Origin of the sequence: Streptomyces sp. NPDC101776, from assembly GCF_044766845.1 — a bacterium.
Taxonomy (GTDB): Bacteria; Actinomycetota; Actinomycetes; order Streptomycetales; family Streptomycetaceae; genus Streptomyces.
In genome coordinates this window covers 693,357-711,747 of sequence record NZ_JBIWMV010000001.1, presented here as the reverse complement: position 1 = coordinate 711,747, position 18,391 = coordinate 693,357, and the positions used below count along the sequence as shown (strand labels likewise).

General features: G+C 71.2%; 13 protein-coding genes. All 13 read right to left on the bottom strand.

The window, feature by feature from the left end; translation table 11 throughout:
* Window positions 1-4 precede the first annotated feature (4 nt).
* Genes ACIRRY_RS03095 through ACIRRY_RS03035 form a run of 13 tightly spaced genes read right to left on the bottom strand, consistent with a single transcriptional unit; the run spans window position 5 to window position 18,378 of the window.
* Window positions 5-652, bottom strand: a complete 648-nt coding sequence (locus ACIRRY_RS03095) for a PIG-L deacetylase family protein (RefSeq protein WP_403967287.1) — start codon at window positions 650-652, stop codon at window positions 5-7.
* Window positions 649-1,443 carry a sugar phosphate nucleotidyltransferase gene (locus ACIRRY_RS03090; RefSeq protein WP_403967285.1) on the bottom strand — a complete coding sequence of 265 codons (795 nt, stop codon included), beginning with the start codon at window positions 1,441-1,443 and terminating at the stop codon, window positions 649-651. Before ACIRRY_RS03090 ends, ACIRRY_RS03095 begins: the two co-directional genes overlap by 4 nt.
* Window positions 1,440-2,693 (bottom strand): class I SAM-dependent methyltransferase, encoded by a 1,254-nt coding sequence (locus ACIRRY_RS03085; protein ID WP_403967283.1) that lies wholly within the window; start codon window positions 2,691-2,693, stop codon window positions 1,440-1,442. The genes ACIRRY_RS03090 and ACIRRY_RS03085 overlap by 4 nt, the downstream gene beginning before the upstream one ends.
* Window positions 2,690-3,931: a glycosyltransferase gene (locus tag ACIRRY_RS03080; RefSeq protein ID WP_403967282.1), complete on the bottom strand. Its 1,242-nt coding sequence runs from the start codon at window positions 3,929-3,931 to the stop codon at window positions 2,690-2,692. Before ACIRRY_RS03080 ends, ACIRRY_RS03085 begins: the two co-directional genes overlap by 4 nt.
* A gap of 2 nt (window positions 3,932-3,933) precedes the next feature.
* Window positions 3,934-5,223: an O-antigen ligase domain-containing protein gene (locus ACIRRY_RS03075; RefSeq protein ID WP_403967280.1), complete on the bottom strand. Its 1,290-nt coding sequence runs from the start codon at window positions 5,221-5,223 to the stop codon at window positions 3,934-3,936.
* A 1-nt stretch (window position 5,224) separates the two neighbouring features.
* On the bottom strand, window positions 5,225-6,769 hold the full coding sequence (locus ACIRRY_RS03070; protein WP_403967278.1) for a right-handed parallel beta-helix repeat-containing protein: 1,545 nt from the start codon (window positions 6,767-6,769) through the stop codon (window positions 5,225-5,227).
* Window positions 6,766-8,736 (bottom strand): alginate lyase family protein, encoded by a 1,971-nt coding sequence (locus tag ACIRRY_RS03065; RefSeq protein WP_403967276.1) that lies wholly within the window; start codon window positions 8,734-8,736, stop codon window positions 6,766-6,768. The genes ACIRRY_RS03070 and ACIRRY_RS03065 overlap by 4 nt, the downstream gene beginning before the upstream one ends.
* On the bottom strand, window positions 8,733-10,922 hold the full coding sequence (locus ACIRRY_RS03060; RefSeq protein ID WP_403967274.1) for a bi-domain-containing oxidoreductase: 2,190 nt from the start codon (window positions 10,920-10,922) through the stop codon (window positions 8,733-8,735). The genes ACIRRY_RS03065 and ACIRRY_RS03060 overlap by 4 nt, the downstream gene beginning before the upstream one ends.
* 15 nt (window positions 10,923-10,937) lie before the next feature.
* Window positions 10,938-12,872 carry an asparagine synthase (glutamine-hydrolyzing) gene (asnB, locus tag ACIRRY_RS03055; protein WP_403967272.1) on the bottom strand — a complete coding sequence of 645 codons (1,935 nt, stop codon included), beginning with the start codon at window positions 12,870-12,872 and terminating at the stop codon, window positions 10,938-10,940.
* 2 nt (window positions 12,873-12,874) lie between these two features.
* Window positions 12,875-14,428 carry a Wzz/FepE/Etk N-terminal domain-containing protein gene (locus ACIRRY_RS03050; protein WP_403967270.1) on the bottom strand — a complete coding sequence of 518 codons (1,554 nt, stop codon included), beginning with the start codon at window positions 14,426-14,428 and terminating at the stop codon, window positions 12,875-12,877.
* Window positions 14,425-15,795, bottom strand: a complete 1,371-nt coding sequence (locus ACIRRY_RS03045; protein ID WP_403967268.1) for a Wzz/FepE/Etk N-terminal domain-containing protein — start codon at window positions 15,793-15,795, stop codon at window positions 14,425-14,427. Before ACIRRY_RS03045 ends, ACIRRY_RS03050 begins: the two co-directional genes overlap by 4 nt.
* Entirely contained in the window at window positions 15,792-17,072 is a 1,281-nt protein-coding gene (locus ACIRRY_RS03040) for a glycosyltransferase family 4 protein (protein WP_403967266.1), read from the bottom strand. Before ACIRRY_RS03040 ends, ACIRRY_RS03045 begins: the two co-directional genes overlap by 4 nt.
* A complete protein-coding gene (locus ACIRRY_RS03035) occupies window positions 17,062-18,378 on the bottom strand; it encodes a nucleotide sugar dehydrogenase (protein ID WP_403967264.1) in 1,317 nt (438 codons plus the stop codon). The genes ACIRRY_RS03040 and ACIRRY_RS03035 overlap by 11 nt, the downstream gene beginning before the upstream one ends.
* Window positions 18,379-18,391 lie beyond the last annotated feature (13 nt).

Here is an 18,391-nt window from a genome sequence, read left to right as displayed (position 1 = left end):
GTGTTCAACCCCCCAGGTTGAGCGTGAGTTTGGTGACGGCGAAGGCCTCGGCGTAGCGCGCGTGGCATTCGATACCGCGGATCCGGGCGAGGCCGAGGAAGGCCTCCCGGTCGTACCACGGGCGGTGCCGCTGCGAGGGGTAGTGCTCCTGCAACAGCCGTACCTTCTGTTCGGCGGTCTCGGTCTCCAGCGGCTGGTAGGCCGCCGGCCGGCCGAGGTCGCCGTCCCACTTGACTATCTCGTAGCCGAGCACGAGGTGGTCGCGGAACGCGGTGGTCATCAGCTTGGCCAGGCCGCGGTGGTCCTGGTGGGCGTCGTCGGTGCGGGGCGCGAGGACCAGTTCGGGCTCGGTCCGGGCGCGCAGTTCCTCGACGGCGGCCTTGGCCTCCTCCCAGTGCGCGGGCAGTCGGCCGTCGGGCAGTTTGTGCACGGTCAGTCGCAGGTCGGCGCCCGGGCAGAAGGCGGTGAGCGCGGCCTGTTCCTCCTGCTCGCGCTCGCTGCCGCCGCCGGAGAGCACCAGCGCGTCGACGCGGATGCCCGGCCGGGCCTGACACAGCGTCAGCAGGGTGCCGCCGGCGCCGATGGCGATGTCGTCGCAGTGCGCGCCCACGACGACGATCCGGTCGAGCGGACCGGCTCCGAGCCTGATCACGCACGCACCCCCGCGCTGTCCCGCTCCCACACGGCCCACGGACGGTCGCCCCGGGTGTAGGCCTCGTCGAGCGCGGCCCGCTCCTTCACGGTGTCGGTCGGCTTCCAGAAGCCGCGGTGCTGATGCGCCACCAGCCGCCCCCGCTTGGCGAGTTGGGAGCATCCGTCGGCGACCAGGTCGCCGTTCTCCGGTATGTGGTCGAAGACCTCCTGGCGGAGCACGAAGTAGCCGCCGTTCTCCCACAGCGGCATGTCGCTCACCGCGGTGATGCCTCCGACCAGACCGTCTTCGCCCAACTCCACGCAGTGGAAGGAGGATTGGGGTGGTACGACCATCATCGACGCGCCCGCGTCGCGCTGGGCGAACTTGTCGATCATCTCCGGCAGCGGGGCGTCGGTCAGCACGTCGGCGTAGTTGGCGAGGAACATCTCGTCGCCGTCGAGGTGGTGGCGCACCCGGCGCAGGCGTTCCCCGATGGGCGACTCGATGCCGGTCTGCGCGAAGGTGATCGTCCAGTCGGCGATGTCGGTGGAGAGCAACTCGGTCTGTCCGCACCGCAGGACGAAGTCGTTGGACACCGTCTCCTCGTAGTTGAGGAAGAAGTCCTTGATGTGGTGGGCGCCGTAGCCGAGGCACAGGATGAACTCCTTGTGCCCGAAGTGCGCATAGTAGCGCATGACATGCCAGATCAGCGGTCTCGGCCCGACCATGGCCATGGGCTTGGGGACGTCGTCGGAGGTTCCGTTGCGCATGCGCATCCCGTAACCGCCGCAGAACAGGACGACCTTCATGCTGTGACCTCTTTCGACTGTGCCACTTCGACGATGCTCAGTTCCGGGATCGGGAAGACCAGTCGGCCGCCCCACTCGTGGACGAAGGACAACTGCTCGGTCAGCTCGGCCCGCAGGTTCCAGGGGAGGACCAGGACGTAGTCCGGCTTGTCGACGGCTATCTGCTCGGGCGGCAGGATCGGTATGCGGGTGCCGGGGGTGAACCGGCCGTGCTTGTACGGGTTGCGGTCGACCGTGTACGCGAGCAGGTCGGGGCGGATGCCGCAGTGGTTGAGCAGGGTGTTGCCCTTGCCGGGGGCGCCGTAGCCGACGACCGTCTCGCCGCGGTCGGCCGCGTCGATGAGGAAGCGCAGCAGGTCCCGGCGGACCTTGGCGACCCGGGCCGAGAACTCGGTGTACCCGGCCAACTCCTGGAGCCCGGCGGCCTTTTCTCGGGCCAGTACGTCGATCACCCGCTGGGAGGGTTCGCCCGCGATCTCGGCGGGGCGGGACCACAGCCGGATGGAGCCGCCGTGCGTGGGCACCAACTCGACGTCCACGAGGGTGAGTCCGCCGCTGGCGAGGGCCCGGATCGCGGAGGCGACCGTGTAGTACTGGAAGTGCTCGTGGTAGATCGTGTCGTACTGGTTGTCCTCGATCAGGGTCAGCAGGTGCTGCACCTCGATGGAGACCCAGCCGTCGTCGGCGACCAGGGCGCGCAGCCCCTGGGTGAAGCCGACCACGTCGGGGATGTGCGCGTACACGTTGTTGGCCACGACCAGGTCCGCCGGGCCGTGCTCGGCGCGGACGGCCGCGCCGGTGTCGGGGCTCAGGAAGTCCGTGAACGTGGGCACGCCCGCCTCGCGCGCCGCGGCGCCGACGTTGACCGAGGGCTCGATGCCCAGGCAGCGGATCCCCCGGTCCACCACGTGCCGCAGCAGGTAGCCGTCGTTGCTCGCGACCTCGACCACGAAGGAGTCGGTGCCGAGGTCGAGGCGCTGTACGGCGCCGTCGACGAAGGTGCGCGCGTGCTCCACCCAGGAGGTCGAGAACGAGGAGAAGTACGCGTACTCCTTGAACGTCTCCTCCGGCGTGATCAGCGGCGGTATCTGCGCCAGCCAGCAGTCCGTGCAGACCCGCAGATGCAGCGGGTACGCCGGTTCCGGCAGGTCCAGTTGGTCCGCGGCGAGAAAGCTCTCACACGGCGGTGTCGCCCCCAGGTCGACGACGCTCGCCATCGCTTCCGAGCCGCAGAGTCGGCATCGTGTCATGTGCTGTCCCCATCCCCCCTGCCCGCGTGGGTGTCCCCACCGCGAGCCAGTGCCGACCGTCCCGCGATCGCGGTGCGGTACTCCTCCAGCAGGCGCTCCAGGCCGACGGCCGGGCTGAATCCCTGCTCGTAGCGGTGCCGGGCCGCCTGTCCCATCTCCCGGTTGCGGTCCGGGTCGGCCGCGATCCGGCGGATCCCGGACGCGAGCGAGGCCGCGTCGCCCGGCTGGTGCAGCAGTCCGGTGACGCCGTCCTCGACGAGTTCGACGAAGGCGCCGTGACCGGCGGCGACGGTCGGCACCCCGGCCGCCATCGCCTCCACGACCACCAGGCCGAACGCCTCCAGCCAGGTCGAGGGCGCCACCACGGCGACCGACCGCGCGACGGCCTTGCGGCACTCCGCCGGGTCCAGCAGGCCGACGTAGCGCACGTCGTCGCGGCCCGCCGCCCAGGCGGTGACCTCCTTCTCCAGCGGTCCGGTGCCGGCGATCGCGAGCGGGACGCCCACACCGCCGCTGGCCGCGACCTCGTCCCACGCGGCCATGAGCAGCCGTACGCCCTTGGCCTCCGCGAGCCGGCCGAGATAGAGCACCTGCTCGCCCCCGCCGTCCCGCCGGATGTCGGGTTCGGGGACGAAGTTGTGCTTCACCGCGAGGCGTTCGGCCGGCATACCGGAGCGGACCAGGACGTCGCGCTGCGCGGCGGAGATGCACAGGAAGCGTTCCACGCCGGTCCACCAGCGCCGCCGGTTGACCGACAGGCTGACCGCGAGCGGCACGGTCGCGAGGCTGGAGTTCCGGTAGCAGCCGTGCCGGACGGCGGGCAGCGGCGTCGAGCCGACGCACTCGGTGCACGGTCGGCCGTCCCGCTGGAGCGTGCCGGGCGGGCACACCTGGGTGTAGTTGTGCAGCGTGGCGACGGCGGGTACTCCGGCGTCGGCGCAGGCGGCGAGGACCGCGGGCGACAGGAGCGGGAAGACGTTGTGGACGTGCACCACGTCCGGCCGCTCGGCGCGCAGCCTGGCCGCCAACTCCTTGCGCACGCCCGGGTTCCACGGCACCAGGAGCGGCACCGCGACCTTGCCGAGGAGGGAGCGGGCGCCGATGTCGTCGCTGCGCCGCTCGAACAGCTCGACCCGGTGGCCGGCCGCGCGCAGCAGCTCCACCTCCTGGTCGACGACGTTGTTCTCCCCGCTCGGCTGCGCCGAGTTGTAGCGGTTGTGCACCACGAGGACGTGCATGCTCAGCTCCCCTCGGATCTACGGGCCCAGCGCGGGACGTGTCGCCGAGGGGCTTCGGGCAGCGCGAGCGGAGTGGCCCGGACTGGGGCTGCCAACAGCGAGGCGGCCAGGGCCAGATGCAGCAGGTACGGCGAGGCGTCGCCGAGTCCCGCCTCGGTGTACGAGGCGATCGCGCAGTAGCTGATCAGGAAGATCGCGCAGGCCCGCTGGAGCGACGGCGGGCGCAGCAGGGCGACACCGCCGAGCACGATGATGATCGCGGCGACGAGGGTGACGCCGATCAGGCCCTGTTCGTTGTAGACGGCCAGCCAGCTGTTGTCGATGGGCAGTCCGCCGAACGACTTGTCGCCCAGGCCCACGCCGAACGCCTTCTCCCCGGTCGTCCGGGGTGCGGCCAGCAGGGCGTTCCAGACCTTGGCCCGGCCGGTGAGACTGGAGAAGTTCTCCTGGCTCTGGCCGCGCAGGAACCAGGTCTGGAGCGCGGAGGCGAAGCCCACCGCGGCCACCACGGAGATCAGCACCGCCCAGGTGAAGAAGCGGCGGGCCGGGGCGCTGGTCAGGATGAGCGAGCCGATCGCCAGGGCCAGTCCGAGGAGCAGGCCGAGGGTGGCCGTCCGGGTGTGGGTCAGCGCGAGCAGCACCAGCGACGGCACGATGACCAGCACGGCGCTGGTCCGGTCGGTCCGCTTGCCGATGACGAGCAGCACGGTGAGCCCGATGATGACCGCCGCGTACTGCCCGATCTGCGGCGGGGTGAGCGGCCACAGCGCGCCGACGAGGCGTCCGCCGTAGAGGTCGGGCAGGGCCTTGCCCGGGGAGACCAGCAGGCCGAGGGCGACCGAGCCGAGGACCGCGTAGTACATCCGGATGTGGTAGCGGACGAACGTCAGACTGCCGTCCCACCAGCGGGTGAGGAGCCACAGGGTGCCGATGAAGAGGGTCAGCCGGAAGCAGCGGAACAGCGCGCCCGTGCCGGACTCCAGGCTGGCGCTGGAGATCACGCTCGACACCAGCAGCAGGGAGAGCAGCAGCACATAGGCGCTGGACCGGACGCGCACCCGCTGGTTGACCGCGAGCGCCAGCGCGAACGCGGCGACCAGCGAGCCCATGGTGACCATCTGGATGAGGGAGCGGGGCAGCGGGACGATGGTCTTCGCCCCGGCGGAGCCGAGCGTGTTGAGGACCAGCAGCCCCCAGACGATCCCGACGATCTTCGGTGTGCCGGCCGGGCGCGGTGCGGCGCCGGGCAGAGTCTGTTCCAGCTCCGGTCCGCGGGTCAGGTTCTCGGCCATCTCAACCACCGGCCTGGAGGTCGAGGGTGCTGCCCTTGTCCTGCTGGTACGGCGCCGCCTGCCACTGCCCGAAGTCGAGCACCTTGCTCTGGTCCTCGGCGTCGAACTTCCACGGCCCGACGTAGACGTTGTCGTGCCAACTGTTGTGCTGCTTCTCGGTGATGGCCTCTGCCACCCCTTCGCCGTGGTACGGCGACCAGTCCGGATAGGTGCCGTAGTTGGAGAGCACCGCCATGCGGTCGCACATCTCCGTGCACTTGACGACGGACTCGTCGAGCACGAAGCGGTTGTCGTGGATGTCCACCCGCTGGGTCTTCCACCGGCAGTCGGAGTACAGCGGTGCCTTGGCGATCGCCGGTCGCACGCAGGTGCTCGTCTTCTTCACCAGCAGCGTGCAGTCACCGGAGGAGGTGTTGGCGGGGCTGTTGCAGAACCGGTCGGCGTTCTCCCACAGGGTGATCCCGGACCAGTTGTTCTCCAGCACGTTCCCGTAGATCTCGATCTTGTCGGTGCGGGCCGGGACCCGCGGTTCCCCGCCGGACTCGGACAAGTAGACGGTCGCGTAAGGGAAGTTGTCGCCGCTGTCGGCCGCCTTGCGGCCTTCGACCCAGTTGTTGCGCCGGATCGTGTTGTCCTTGACGACCGCGTTGTAGCTCGTCTCGTAGATCAGTGCGGCACCGTCGTTGGCCTCGATCACGTTGTTCTCGATACGGAAGTCGTTGTTGTTGGTGTCCGCCCACAGTCCGGTGCCGCGGTTGTCGTGCACCCAATTGCCGCTGATCTCGGCGCCGTTGACCTCCCAGAACTTGATGCCTCCGGTGCAGCCGCAGCCCTTCTGCTTCCGCTCCCAGTCACCGGTGTTGTTGCCGACGATCTCGTTCCCCTCGACCACCAGGCCGGTGATACGGCCGTTGCCCTTGTAGGCGTTCATGCCGTACTGGCCGTTGTCGCGCAGACAGTCGGCGCGGACCTGTTGGCGGGCACCGGCCATCAGCGCGGCGCCTGAGTTGTTCTGGATCGTCGAGTGTTCGATGACCCACCCGTCGGCCGAGTCGTGGTTGACGACGCCCTCGTCCTGCGGCGCGACGAACCCCTGCACGGTGAGATAGCGGATGCTCACGTCGGCGGCGTTGCCGGTGAAGGCGTACTGGTTGACCTTCCGGCCGTCGAACACCGCGCCCGGCGCGCCGATGTAGTGGTCCCCCTTCTTGGGGATCACCTGGGCGTAGCGGTCCCGCTCAAGTCGGTGCGTGCCCGGCTTGAGCCAGAACGTGGTGTTCGGAGGGCTGTTCTTGGTCTTCGTCGCCAGATCGCCGACCACCTTGGGGTCCACGGTCACCGCGCCCGCCGGTGCCTTCGCCGGTCCGGCGCCGGGGTTGGCGCACACCCGGGCCACGGTCCGGGCGGCGGACGTGGCCGTGGACGGCGCGGCGGACGGCTTCGTCGTGGCCGGGGCGCTCGACGTGCTGTCGCAGCCGGTCGCCGTCAGCAGGACCAGCGCCAGCGGTGCCACCGCCGACGCCCAGTACCGTGTCCTGTTCCTCACGCGCCCCCCTGGCCGCGGAACCCGAGCACGGTGGTGAACCCGTCCGTGCCGTCGGCGAAACCGGTGCCGACCAGCGTGGTGGTGGGTTCCTTGCGCCCGAATCCGGCGGAGTACCAGCCCAGCGGCGGTTCGCTCTCGCCGCGGTGTGCCCGCCAGGACAGCTCCTTCGGCAGGTCGAGCACCGCGGAACGCCCCTCGCCGTCGCGGATCCAGGTGAGGACCGCGCGGTGCCCCACCAGGTCCGCGGCGATCGCCGGTCCGAGGTGGAACGCCAACCGCACGTCCCGGCGCGGGCCGCCGCGCACCTCGTCGACGATCCTCAACTCCTGGCTCGCGGCCGTCAGTTCCACCCGGCGGCGGTGCACCGAGCCCTGGTAGCCGTCGTGCTCGGCGGCCCAACGGGCCACCCCCGCACCGGAGTTGTCCACGTCCAGGACCCGGGTGCGGGCCTGCCGGGTCCACAGGAACGGGCCGCCGGAGACGGACTGGTCAGCGCCGTCCAGCTCCAGGGTGTTGTGGCCGAGGGTCGAGCGGAAGTACCGCCGCCACTCGGGCTGCCCGTGGTAGCAGTACGTCCCCGGGTCGGCGAGCACGTCGATCCCGTCGTGCCGCACCTCCACGGACAGCGCGTCGGCGTGGGCGTGCGCGGCGATGGACAGGAAGCCGTGCGGACCGCCGTCGCAGCGGCACCAGATCTCCTCCGGACCGCGCAGGACGGTGAGCCCCGCGTCGGCGAGGTGAGCGGGCCTGGTCGCCGGACGGGCGGTCCCGTCCTTCGCGTACGGCTTGATGAGCGCGGCCAGCAGCGGGGTGCGCACGTCGGTGCCGGTGACCGTCGGCCACCAGCCGAGCCGGCCGAACACGGCGTCGCCGGTGGCCAGGAGCGAGGCCCAGCGGTCGGTGCCCTCGCCGTCCAGGATCAGGCCGTGGCCGTCGTCCGCGTCCCCCTGCCGGGGCGGTCGCAGCCGGTTGTCCACCACGGCGGCGAGCGCGTCGGTCATCCGCAGCAGCACCAGCCGGAGCGACTCGGGGACCGGCACGTCGGCGGCATCGGCCTCGGCCAGCGCGGCCAGGCCGAGTTCCAGGACGAGTCCGTGGTACTCGGTGGCCAGCTCGCGGTTGAGGCCGGAGTCGAAGGTGTTGGCGCGCAACTCCCGGTCCAGCGACCGCAGCGCGTCGGACCGCCAACGCACCGACGAGGGGAACCAGTTGAACGCGCAGGCCGCGGCGAACTGCCCGGCGGTCTCGGCGATGACGTGGTTGTTCGCCGAGGAGCCCCGGCTGGGGAAGGCGGCCAGCCAGCGCTGGTGGTGCCAGATCTGGTTCAGCGCGACCGGGTTGTCCTCGAACAGCTCGGCCGCGCCCGGCCAGCCGTCGAGCAGCCGGCGGACCCACACCCAGGACAGCAGCCGGATGCCCAGCTCGATGCCGCTGATCCAATGCACGCCGGACAGCGGCGGGTTGGCCTTCCACCACGACCGCAGATGCGCGGCGACCCGCTCGGCGTACCGCTCGTCCCCGGTGGTCGCGTAGGCGGCGGCGAGCACGGTGAGGTACTGGTGCCGGGACGGCTCCCAGATCTGCTTGATGTCCCCGGCCACGTCCTCGTCGCGGTACGGCACGTCGAAGGCGTAGCCGGACGGGGCCCGGCGCCCGGTCTTCGGGTCGTAGGACCAGTCCGGGTCGACCAGGTCGTCGCGGGCCACCCCGAAGAACTCGGCGTGCCCGGCCATCAGTTGGTCCGCCTCGGCGACAAGGCGTTTCATGGCGTCCGGCGCCACCGCGGCGACCGTGCCCGAGGGCAGGACGGCGGTGAACCGGGCGCCGTTGACGGTCGGGGAGTCGGGCCGCGCCGACCGCCAGCGCCGTCTGCGCACGGTGTCGCCCGCCCGGCCCGCGATCTCGCGCGGGCCCATCCGGGAGAGCCGGCGCAGGTACCAGCCCGGACTCCCCGAGGTCACGGTCATGGCGTCCTCGCCAGGGTCACCGGCGCACCGGCGCCCAGACCGGTCCCGACGGCGAGGGTGGCCGCCGTGGTGGCGACCAGCGACTCCAGCGGCACCGGCATGGGTCCCCCGGTCCGAACTGCCTTGATGAACGCGGCGAGTTCGGCGTTCTGCCCCTTGTCCCGGGCCTTGGGCAGCCGCGAACTGACCCACTTCTTGGGGCCGTGGACCGAGGCACGGACGAAGTCGTCGAGCTTCAGGACCTTGCCGTCCCCGACCAGGTCCAGGGTCTCCTTGGGGAAGCCTGAGGCACCGGTGGTGACATAGCCGATGGTGGCGGTGGAGCCGTCCGGGTAGCGCAGGACGACCTGGAGGTCCTCGTTGCCGGGCGCGGCCGTCGCGTACACGGAGACCGGGTCGGCGTCGAGGAGCCAGCTCGCCGTGTCGATGAAGTGGCCGCCCTCACCGGCGAACCGCGAGCCCTCGGCGCCCTGTTGGAGGTACCAGCTGCCGTGCTGGAGCTTGCCCGCGTTGACCAGGTAACGCAGGTTCGCCGGACCGGTCCGGGCACCGAACCGCTCCTTGGCCTCCTGGAGCAGCGGTGCGAACCGGCGGTTGAAGCCCACCTGGAGGCGGTCGTTGCCGGACTCCTCCACCGCCGCGAGCACTCCGGCCAGCTCGTCCTCGGTGAGGGCCAGGGGCTTCTCCACGAACACGGTCTTGCCGGCCAGCAGTGCCTGCCGGGTCAGTTCGGCGTGCGAGCTGTGCCGGGTGACCACGAACACCGCGTCGACGGACTTGTCACCGAGGACGGCGTCGAGGTCGGTGGTCGCCTTGGCGAAGCCGAACTTCCGCTGCGCGTTGGCCCCCGAGAGCGCCGTCGTGGTGACGACGGTCGCCAGCTCGACACCCTCGCGCCGGGCCAGGTGCGGCAGCAGCATCGACGTCGCGTAGTTGCCCGCGCCGACGAACGCGAGCCGCACCGGAGTCTTGGCGGACCGGGCCGGGGCGGACGTGCCCTCGCTGCGCCGGACCGCGGGCACGGCCACCGACGGGGCTTCCGGCTCCCCCGCTTCCTCCGTCTGCTCGGGGTACCGGAACAGCACGGCCACGGCCTTCAACTCGCCGTCTTTCAGGCGCTGATACGTCTCCACGGCGTCGTCGAAGTCGGCGACGTGCGAGATCAGGGGCTCCACGTCGACGCGGCCACGGGCGACGAGGTCGAGGAAGCAGGCCAGGTTGCGGCGCTCGGTCCAGCGGACGTAGCCGATCGGGTAGTCGCGTCCCTCCAGCTCGTACGACGGGTCGTAGCGCCCGGGGCCGTAGGAGCGCGAGAAGCGGACGTCGAGTTCCTTCTCGTAGTACGCGTTCCAGGGGAGGTCGAGGCGGCACTTGCCGATGTCGACGACCCGGCCGCGGTCCCGTGCGAGGTGGGCGGCCAGCTCGACGGGCTGGTTGCTGCCGCCGCCCGCGGCCAGGAAGACCTGGTCGACGCCGTGGCCGTCGGTGAGTTCGGCGACGGCCGCTTCCACGGCGGCGGAGGCGGGGTCGCCGCAGGCCACGGCGCCCAGGCGTTCGGCGAGTTCGCAGCGCGCCGGGTCCGGGTCGGCGCCGACCACGCGGACTCCGGCGGCGGTGAGGAGCTGCACCACGAGTTGGCCGATGAGGCCGAGGCCGATGACCAGCGCGACCTCGCCGAGCTGCGGCTCGCCCTGGCGGACGCCCTGCATCGCGATCGAGCCGACGGTGCCGAAGGCGGCGTGCCGCGGCGCGAGGCCTTCGGGGACGGGGGCGTAGAGGTTCTTCGGCACCCAGTTCAACTCGGCGTGCAGCGCGTGCTCGTTGCCCGCGCAGGCGACGAGGTCGCCGACCTTCACGTCGTCGATCCCGGCGCCGACCTGCTCGACCACGCCGCACAGCGAGTAGCCGAGCGGGGTGTAGGAGTCGAGCTTGCCCATCACCTTGCGGTAGGTGGCGGGCAGTCCGTTGGTGGCCACGCTCTGCATGACCTTGGCCACCTGGTCCGGCCGGGAGCGGGCCTTGCCCAGCATCGACATGCCGGCCTCGGACACCTTCATGAGCTCGGTGCCGGTGGATATCAGCGAGTAGGCGCTGCGCACCAGCACACCGCCCGGCTTGCACCCCGGTACCGGAACGTCGAGCACCGCCAGCTCGCCGCTCTTGTAGTTCTGTACAACCTGCTTCACCAGAACTCCTGATTCCTAAGCCGTCGACCGAGTGCTCTGAGCGGGGCCAGAGATCGCGTCGCGATACCAGTACTCGAGGGTCAGTACGTGCCACAGATGCTTGGAGTAGTCCGCCTGTCCGGCGGCGTCCTCGGCGACCATCCGGGCCAGCGCGTCGCGGCGCAGAAGACCGGAGCGGACGAGTTCGCCGTCGTTGACGACCTCGCGCACCAGCGGTGCCAGGTCCCGGCTCATCCAGGCCCGCAGCGGGGCGCTGAACAGGCCCTTGGGCCGGTACACGATCTCCTTGGGCAGGACCGAGGTGGCCGCCTCCTTGAGGACGGCCTTGCCCTGGCGCCCGACGATCTTGCGGTTGCCGGGTACGGCGAACGCCGCCCTGACCACCTCGATGTCGACGTACGGCACCCGGACCTCGGTCGACGCGGCCATGCTCGACCGGTCGGTGTAGGCGAGGTTCAGGCCCGGCAGGAACATGCGGGAGTCGGTCAGGCACATGCGGTTGACGAAGTCGTCGAGGTCGTTGTCCTGGTAGACGTCCGTGTGCTCGGTGATCACGTCGTCGACCGTCCCGGCCAGATCCGGGTTGACCAGGGCGAGCAGCTCGTCCTGGTCGTACATGGTGTAGCTGCGCCGGAACGCGGTCTCCTCGGGCAGATCGGCGAAGGAGAGGAACCGCTTCGCGAACCGCACCGACCGGTAGCCCCGGGTGGCCGACGCGACCGGCAGCCGGTCCACGATCCCGGACACCCCGCGCCGCAGGGGTCGCGGGACGCGCTGGTAGCGCAGCGCGAGCAGGTTGGCGAAGTGCTTGCGGTACCCCGCGAACAGCTCGTCCGCGCCCATCCCCGAGAGCATCACCTTGACCCCGGCCTCCCGGGCGGCCATGCAGATCAGATACGTGTTGATCGCGGCGGGGTCGCCGATCGGCTCGTCCAGGCTGTACGTCATCTGCGGCAGCAGGTCGAGCACGTTCGGGGCGATCTCGATCTCGTGCAGGTCGACACCGAACTGCGCGGCCACCTGCCGGGCGTAGCGCAGGTCGTCCGGCATCGCCTCGAACTTGGCGTCCTCGGCGCGGAAGCCGATCGTGTAGGCGGAGATCCCGGGCTGGTGGCGGGCCGCCAGCGCGGTCAGATAGCTGGAGTCGAGGCCGCCGGAGAGGAAGGTCGCCACGGGGACGTCGGAGATGAGGTGGCGGCGGGTCGACTCCTCGACGATGGCGGCGAGGTCCGGCCGCTCACCGGCCAGGGCGCGGTCCCGGCCCTCGGCGGCGACGTCCTTGAGGTTCCAGAAGCTGCCGCGCTCGACCCGGCCGTCGGGCCGGCACCGCAGCCAGCTGCCCGGCGGCAGCTTCTCCGCCTCGCGGAACGCGCAGCGGGAGTCCGGCACCCAGTAGTAGAGCAGGGAGGCCACGAGCGCCGCCTGGTCCACCTCCAGCTTCTTGCCGGTCGCGGCGGCGAGCGCCTTGAGCTCGGAGGCGAACATCAGGCCCTCGCCGCGCCGGAGCAGGAACAGCGGCTTGATGCCGAGCTGGTCGCGGACGAGCACCAGGTCACCGGTGCGCTCGTCGAAGATGCCGAACGCGAACATGCCGCGCAGCCGGGGCAGACAGTCCGTGCCCCAGCGCCGCCAGGCCTCCAGCAGCACCTCGGTGTCGGAGGTGCCGCGGAAGCGCACCCCGGTGGCCTCCAACTCGGCCCGCAGTTCGGGCGCGTTGTACAGCTCGCCGTTGTACGTCAGGGCGAGGCCGTCCGAGACCATCGGCTGGGCGCCGGTCTCGGACAGGTCGACGATGGCCAGCCGGCGGTGCCCGAGCTGCACCTCACCGTCGCCCAGGGGGTGGCCGTAGCGGCCCGCGCCGTCCGGACCGCGGTGGGCGAGGGTGTCGGTGAGCCGGTCGGTGACGGCCTTGCCGTCCGGCCATCGGTACGTGCCCGCGATGCCACACACGTCTACCGCACCTCCTGGTCGTTGTCCGGGACCCGGGCGGCCCGTATCGGCTGCCGTTCGGTGAGCCGTCGTTCCTCCCCCACTGCCTTGACGGCATGGGAGGTACCCCCACCGCTCTGCCAGGTCGGCGGTTCGCTGCGGCCGCGCAGCGCGTTGGCAAGCCCGTCCCACAGCGTGCCGTCGGTCCGGTCGCGCGGATCGGGGTCGATCAGCACCACACCGATCACCGGGATGCGCTGGTCCGCGAGTTGCCGTGCCACGGTGTGCAGCCAGGCGGCGCTGCCGTGCCCGGCGCGTACGACGAGGACGGTCCGGGTGCCGAGGTACTGGAGGTCGGTCCACGCCGTGCCGGGCGCCACCGAGCCGACGCCGATCCGCTGGTCCTGCGGGGACACACTCGCGGCCTTTTCGCCGCCGACCACGGTGGGGTCTCCGGGTTTCGGGCGGCGGCCCGAGAGCTGGGTGCCGGGGAGACCGTCGACGACGGTCACCGGCCCGTCCTCGCCCAAGGCCCGGGCGAGACCGAGGGCGATCGCGGTCGTGCCGCGCGCGCAGCCCAGTTCCAGCAGTGACAGGGGTTCCGCCGCGCCGCGCGCGGTGCGGGCCAGCGTCGTGGTGAGCCGTTCGCGGGCCAGCCGGGTGCGCTTGCGCTGCCACAACCGGCCCGACCGGCGCGGCAGTTCCGCGATGACGGAGGCGCCGAGGTTGGCCGCGATGTCCCGGCGCAGCACGGGGCGGTCCGCCACGACCACGCCGACGGCGGCCAGCGCGAGTCCGAGGAAGAGCCCGAGGACGAGTCCGACCACGCCGTCGGTGACGAGGGCCTTGGGCAGGGAGTGCCGTACCGCGCGCGGGGCGTCCACGATCTGGGTGGCGGCGATGAGCTGGGGCGCGCCGATGCGCGCCTCCTCCGCGCGTTCGCCGAAGTCGGAGATACGGGAGGTGAGTTCGGCCCGCTGGGCGAAGAGCGACTCGATGCTCGCCGAGTCCTTGGGGTCGGTGTCGGGTGTCCGGCCGCCGATCGCCTTGTTGACGTCGGCCAGCTCCGCCTGCATCCGGGCCTGCTGATCGAGCAGGCCCTGGGCGTTGGCGTTGGCGATGTCCCGGATGCGCTGGGCGTGGTCGGCGACGAACGCGTCGGCCAGTGCCTTGGCGCGGGCCACCGCCTCCGCGTCGGTGTCGGCCGTGACATCGATCTGGAGCACGTTGTTGGTCAGGCCGGTGCCCCGGTAGTCCCGCATGAAGTCCTCGGGTTTCTCCGAGGACTTGAGGGCCTTCAGGGCCCGGTCGGCGATCCGCGTGGTGCCCAGCAACTGGGCGTCGGTGCGGATCAGCGTTCCGGGGTCGTTCGGCTGGTCCTCCTGGTGCGCGACCAGCACCTTGGTCTCCGCGGCCGGCGCCGGCGGAAGCAGGACCGCCACGGCCGCGCCGCCCACCAGTCCGAGTACCGCCATGGCGCCCCACAGGCGGCGGCGTCTGCGCACCGCGACCACCAGCCCCTGGAGGTCGAGGAGCGGCGTGGAGGCCGACGACTCCGAAGTCGTGCTCGTCGTCACGCTGAATCTCCTGTCGCGTGGCCCTGTACCGCGAACGTCAAAGTGGCGTCGTCCGTAAGGCGTTCTGCGGTTTCCTTCGGTCGGGTGCGGACCGTGCCGGCGACGACGACGCCGACGACCTCGTGTCCGCCGTCCGCGCATGCCCCGGCGATGCCCGCGAGTTCCCCGGCGGTCCAGCTCCCGGCGCTGAGTACGGCCAGGACACCGGACTCGGTAACGCGGTCCGGCACGATCGGCCGGTCCACCGAGACCTCCACCAGCCGCAGCAGCGGATCGCCGCCGGCTTCGGTGACGAGTTGTCCGGCGGCCCGGCGGGCCACCTCGTCGCCTTCCGGTACGACGACCAACAGCCGCCGGGGGGAAGGCAGTTGGTCCTTTAGGCGAGCGCACACCCGCCGGTAGCGGATCCGTCGCTCGGCCTCGTCGCCGGACCGGTGCGGGGTCGGTGTGTCCCATCGGGTGTCGGTGCCGAGGAGTCGGCGGAGCCGGGCCCGTGAGCCACTGCTCTCGGGGTGCTGCCCGCGCCGTTCACCGGGTACGTCGACGGCGCCGAGGAACGGCGAGCCGAGTGCCGCGGCGATCTCCGGTTCGGTGCGCAGCCGGCGGCTCACCCGGGCGGCGGCGAGATGGCCGACGATCGCGAGCAGGAAGAACAGCAGGGCTCCGGCGCCGATGAGTTGTGTCCTCGTCGGCGCCGCCGCGCCGGTCGGCCGGGGCGCAGGGCCCATGACGACCATGTTGGCCTTGGCGGACGTCGGGTCGGCGTCCTCCAGCTTCTTCAGGGCGTCCTGCAGCGCGGTGCGCAGCCCCTCCAGCTCGGTGCGGGCCTGCACGCTCTCCACGGTCTGCCCCGGATCGGCAGCGGTGGCCAGGTCGGTGATGCGGCGGTTGGTCTCCGCGACCTGCTTGCGCAGCGCCTCGGTGGCCGTGTCCGCGGCGGGGTCGGTGCTGCCGCCCGCGATACGGGTGGCGAAGGTGACGAACTGCTGGGCCAGCTGGTCGGCGAGCCGCTGCGCGCGCTCCGGGGTGTCGGCCGTACCGGAAACCTTGATGATGTTCCCGTCGTCCGCCTTGGCACTCACGTCTTTCTGCAGCTCGGTGCCGTCGACGCCCTTCCAGTCGAGCGCGGCGGCCGCGCGGTCGGCCACCGCCGAACTGGTCGCGATGTCCACCTGGGTCAGCAGTTCGCGCTCTTCCCACTGGCCCGGCAGCAGGACCGATGCCTCTGCCGTGTACTTCGGCGGGAGCAGCAGCACCGAGGTGCCGTAGCCGAAGAGCGCGCCCACTACGGCGAGGACGGCGAGGAGCCGCCATCGCCGGCGGAGAATCCGTCCGATCGTGACCAGACGGATCGTGTCGTCATTCAATGGTGCGGCCTCTTCCCCTTACGGAGCGGCCCACCCGCGGCCACCGGGGCTTGGTCCCGGCAGGCGGCGGTGTAGGCGGCGAGCAGTGACGCTTGCGAGTTCTCCCAGGACAGCGGTCCGCTGATCCGCTCCTGGCCGATCTTGCCCATCCGGGCCCGCTTCTCGGGATCGTCGAGGAGCAGCGCGATGAGCTTGGCGAACTGGGCCTCGTCGTTGGCGGGCGCGTAGACGGCGGCCTCGGCGGCGGAGACGCGTGCCTCCCGGAGGTCGAAGGAGACGATCGGCCGTCCCATCGCCATGTACTCCAGGACCTTGTTCATGGTCGACACGTCGTTGAGCGGATTGTGCGGGTCGGGCGACAGACACACGTCCGCCGTGCACAGATAGCGCACCAGGTCGGCGTCCGGGATGCGTCCGGTGAACTGCACCTGGTCGGAGAGGCCGAGCTGTCCGGACAGTTCCACCATCGCGTCGAAGGCGTCGCCGGCGCCGACGAAGACCGCGTGCCAGTCGGTCCGGCCGACCTCGTCGCGGAGTTTCGCCAGGGCCCGCAGGGCGTAGTCGACGCCGTCCTGGGGGCCCATGACGCCGAGGTAGCACAGCAGATGGGGCTTGCCGCGCTTCAACTCCGGCTCCGGCGGGACGGGTTGGAAGCGGTCGGTCGCGGGCGCGCTGCGCACCACGAAGACGTCCTCCGGCCGCTTGCCGCCACGGCTCAGCGCGACGTCCCGGTAGCTCTCGTTCGTGGAGAGGACGATGTCCGCGGCCCGGTAGGTGCGCCGCTCCAGCGCGCACACGGCGCGGTAGAGCAGGTCCTCGCCGCGGTCGAACCGGGAGAGGTACAGCTCGGGCACCAGGTCGTGCTGGTCGAAGACGAACTTCGCGCCGCGCCGCTTCATCCACAGTGCGGGCAGGAACAGCAGGTCGGGCGGGTTGCAGGCGTGGACCACGTCGACCGGGCCGACCTTGCGGGCCAGCCGGACCGTGTGCCACAGCGCCGATCCGTACTCCCGCAGATAGCCGGCCGGTCCTCCGGTGGCGGCGCGCAACGGGTAGCGGTGGATCCGCACCCCGTCGATCACCGCCTCCGGTTCCGTGTCCCGCTTCTCCCCCTGGGGGCAGATGACGTGCACCTCCCAGCCCGCGTCGCGCAGCGTGGTGCACTCCTGCCACACCCGCCGGTCGAAGGGGACCGAGAGGTTCTCCACCAGGATCAGCGCGCGACGGTTCGTGCCGTCGCCGCCGGCTGTGTCGTCAAACGATGTGTTACCAGGCAAGGCCCATGTATCCCGGTTCGGTCCGGCGCACGTCGGCGTCGGGAAGGCGGATGAGGTCGACTATCAGCGGTTCGCCCGCGTGGGGCAGCGCCGCCAGTACGGCCGGGTCCTTGCTCCCGACCAGGCACACCTCCGCGTGGTCGAGCACCTCGTCGACGGAGTCGGCGAGGAGCTGCGCGAGATGCGGCAGCCGGCTCTCGATGTACTCGCGGTTCGCGCCGAGCAGCCGGGAGAGGCTCACGTTGGCGTCGTAGATCTTGAGGTCGTAGCCCCTGCCGAAGAGCCTCTCCGCCAGTTCGACGAGCGGGCTCTCGCGGAGGTCGTCGGTGCCGGGTTTGAAGGAGAGGCCGAAGAGGCCCACCTTGCGCTTGCCGGTGCGCTCGACCATGTCCACCGCGCGCTGGAGATGGTCGGAGTTGGAGGCCAGCACATGGGAGAGGATGGGCACCGAGACGTCGGCCCGCTGCGCCGCGAAGACCAGGCTGCGCAGGTCCTTGGGCAGGCAGGAGCCGCCGAAGGCGAAGCCGGGCCGCAGGTAGGCGGGGCTGATGTTCAGCTTGCGGTCGGCGAGGAACACGTCCATCACCTGGTGCGAGTCCACCCCGAGGGCCTGGCACACGGCGCCCAGTTCGTTCGCGAAGCCGATCTTGAGGCCGTGGAACGCGTTGTCCGCGTACTTGATGGCCTCGGCGGTCGGGATCGGAACCCGGAACACCTCGCCGGGCAGGCCCTCGTACAGCGCCGCCACCGCGTCGCCGCTCGCCGGGTCGAGTTCGCCGATGACGGTCTTCGGCGGGTCGAAGAAGTCCTTCACGCTGGTGCCCTCGCGCAGGAACTCCGGGTTGACCGCGACCCCGATGTCCACCCCGGCCGTACCGCCGACGTGCTTCTCCAGGATCGGCACCAGCAGGTTCAGACAGGTGCCGGGGAGCATGGTGCTGCGGAACACGACGGTCTGCCGCCCGCCCCGCTCGGCCAGCGCGGCGCCGATCTCCTCGGTGACCCGCTCCAAGTAGGTCGTGCACAGGCTGCCGTTGGGCTCCGACGGTGTGCCCACGCAGATCAGCGACACCTCGCTGTCCGCGATCGCCTCGCGGACGTCGCGGGTGGCGCGCAGCGCTCCGGTCCGCACGACCTCGGCGATGAGCTCGCCGATACGTTCCTCCACCACCGGGGCCTTGCCGTCGTTGACCAGGTCGACCTTCACCTGGTTGACGTCCACCCCGATGACCTCGTGCCCCATGCTGGCCAGGCACGCGGCCGACACACAGCCCACGTAGCCGAGCCCGAAAACGCTGACTCTCATGACCGGTCTCTCC

Excerpts from the sequence above, each read along its gene's own strand:
- ACIRRY_RS03075 (WP_403967280.1), bottom strand. The coding sequence starts at position 5,223 with ATGGCCGAGAACCTGACCCGCGGACCGGAGCTGGAACAGACTCTGCCC.
- ACIRRY_RS03085 (WP_403967283.1), bottom strand. The coding sequence starts at position 2,693 with ATGACACGATGCCGACTCTGCGGCTCGGAAGCGATGGCGAGCGTCGTC.
- ACIRRY_RS03065 (WP_403967276.1), bottom strand. The coding sequence starts at position 8,736 with ATGACCGTGACCTCGGGGAGTCCGGGCTGGTACCTGCGCCGGCTCTCC.
- ACIRRY_RS03035 (WP_403967264.1), bottom strand. The coding sequence starts at position 18,378 with ATGAGAGTCAGCGTTTTCGGGCTCGGCTACGTGGGCTGTGTGTCGGCC.
- ACIRRY_RS03090 (WP_403967285.1), bottom strand. The coding sequence starts at position 1,443 with ATGAAGGTCGTCCTGTTCTGCGGCGGTTACGGGATGCGCATGCGCAAC.
- ACIRRY_RS03080 (WP_403967282.1), bottom strand. The coding sequence starts at position 3,931 with ATGCACGTCCTCGTGGTGCACAACCGCTACAACTCGGCGCAGCCGAGC.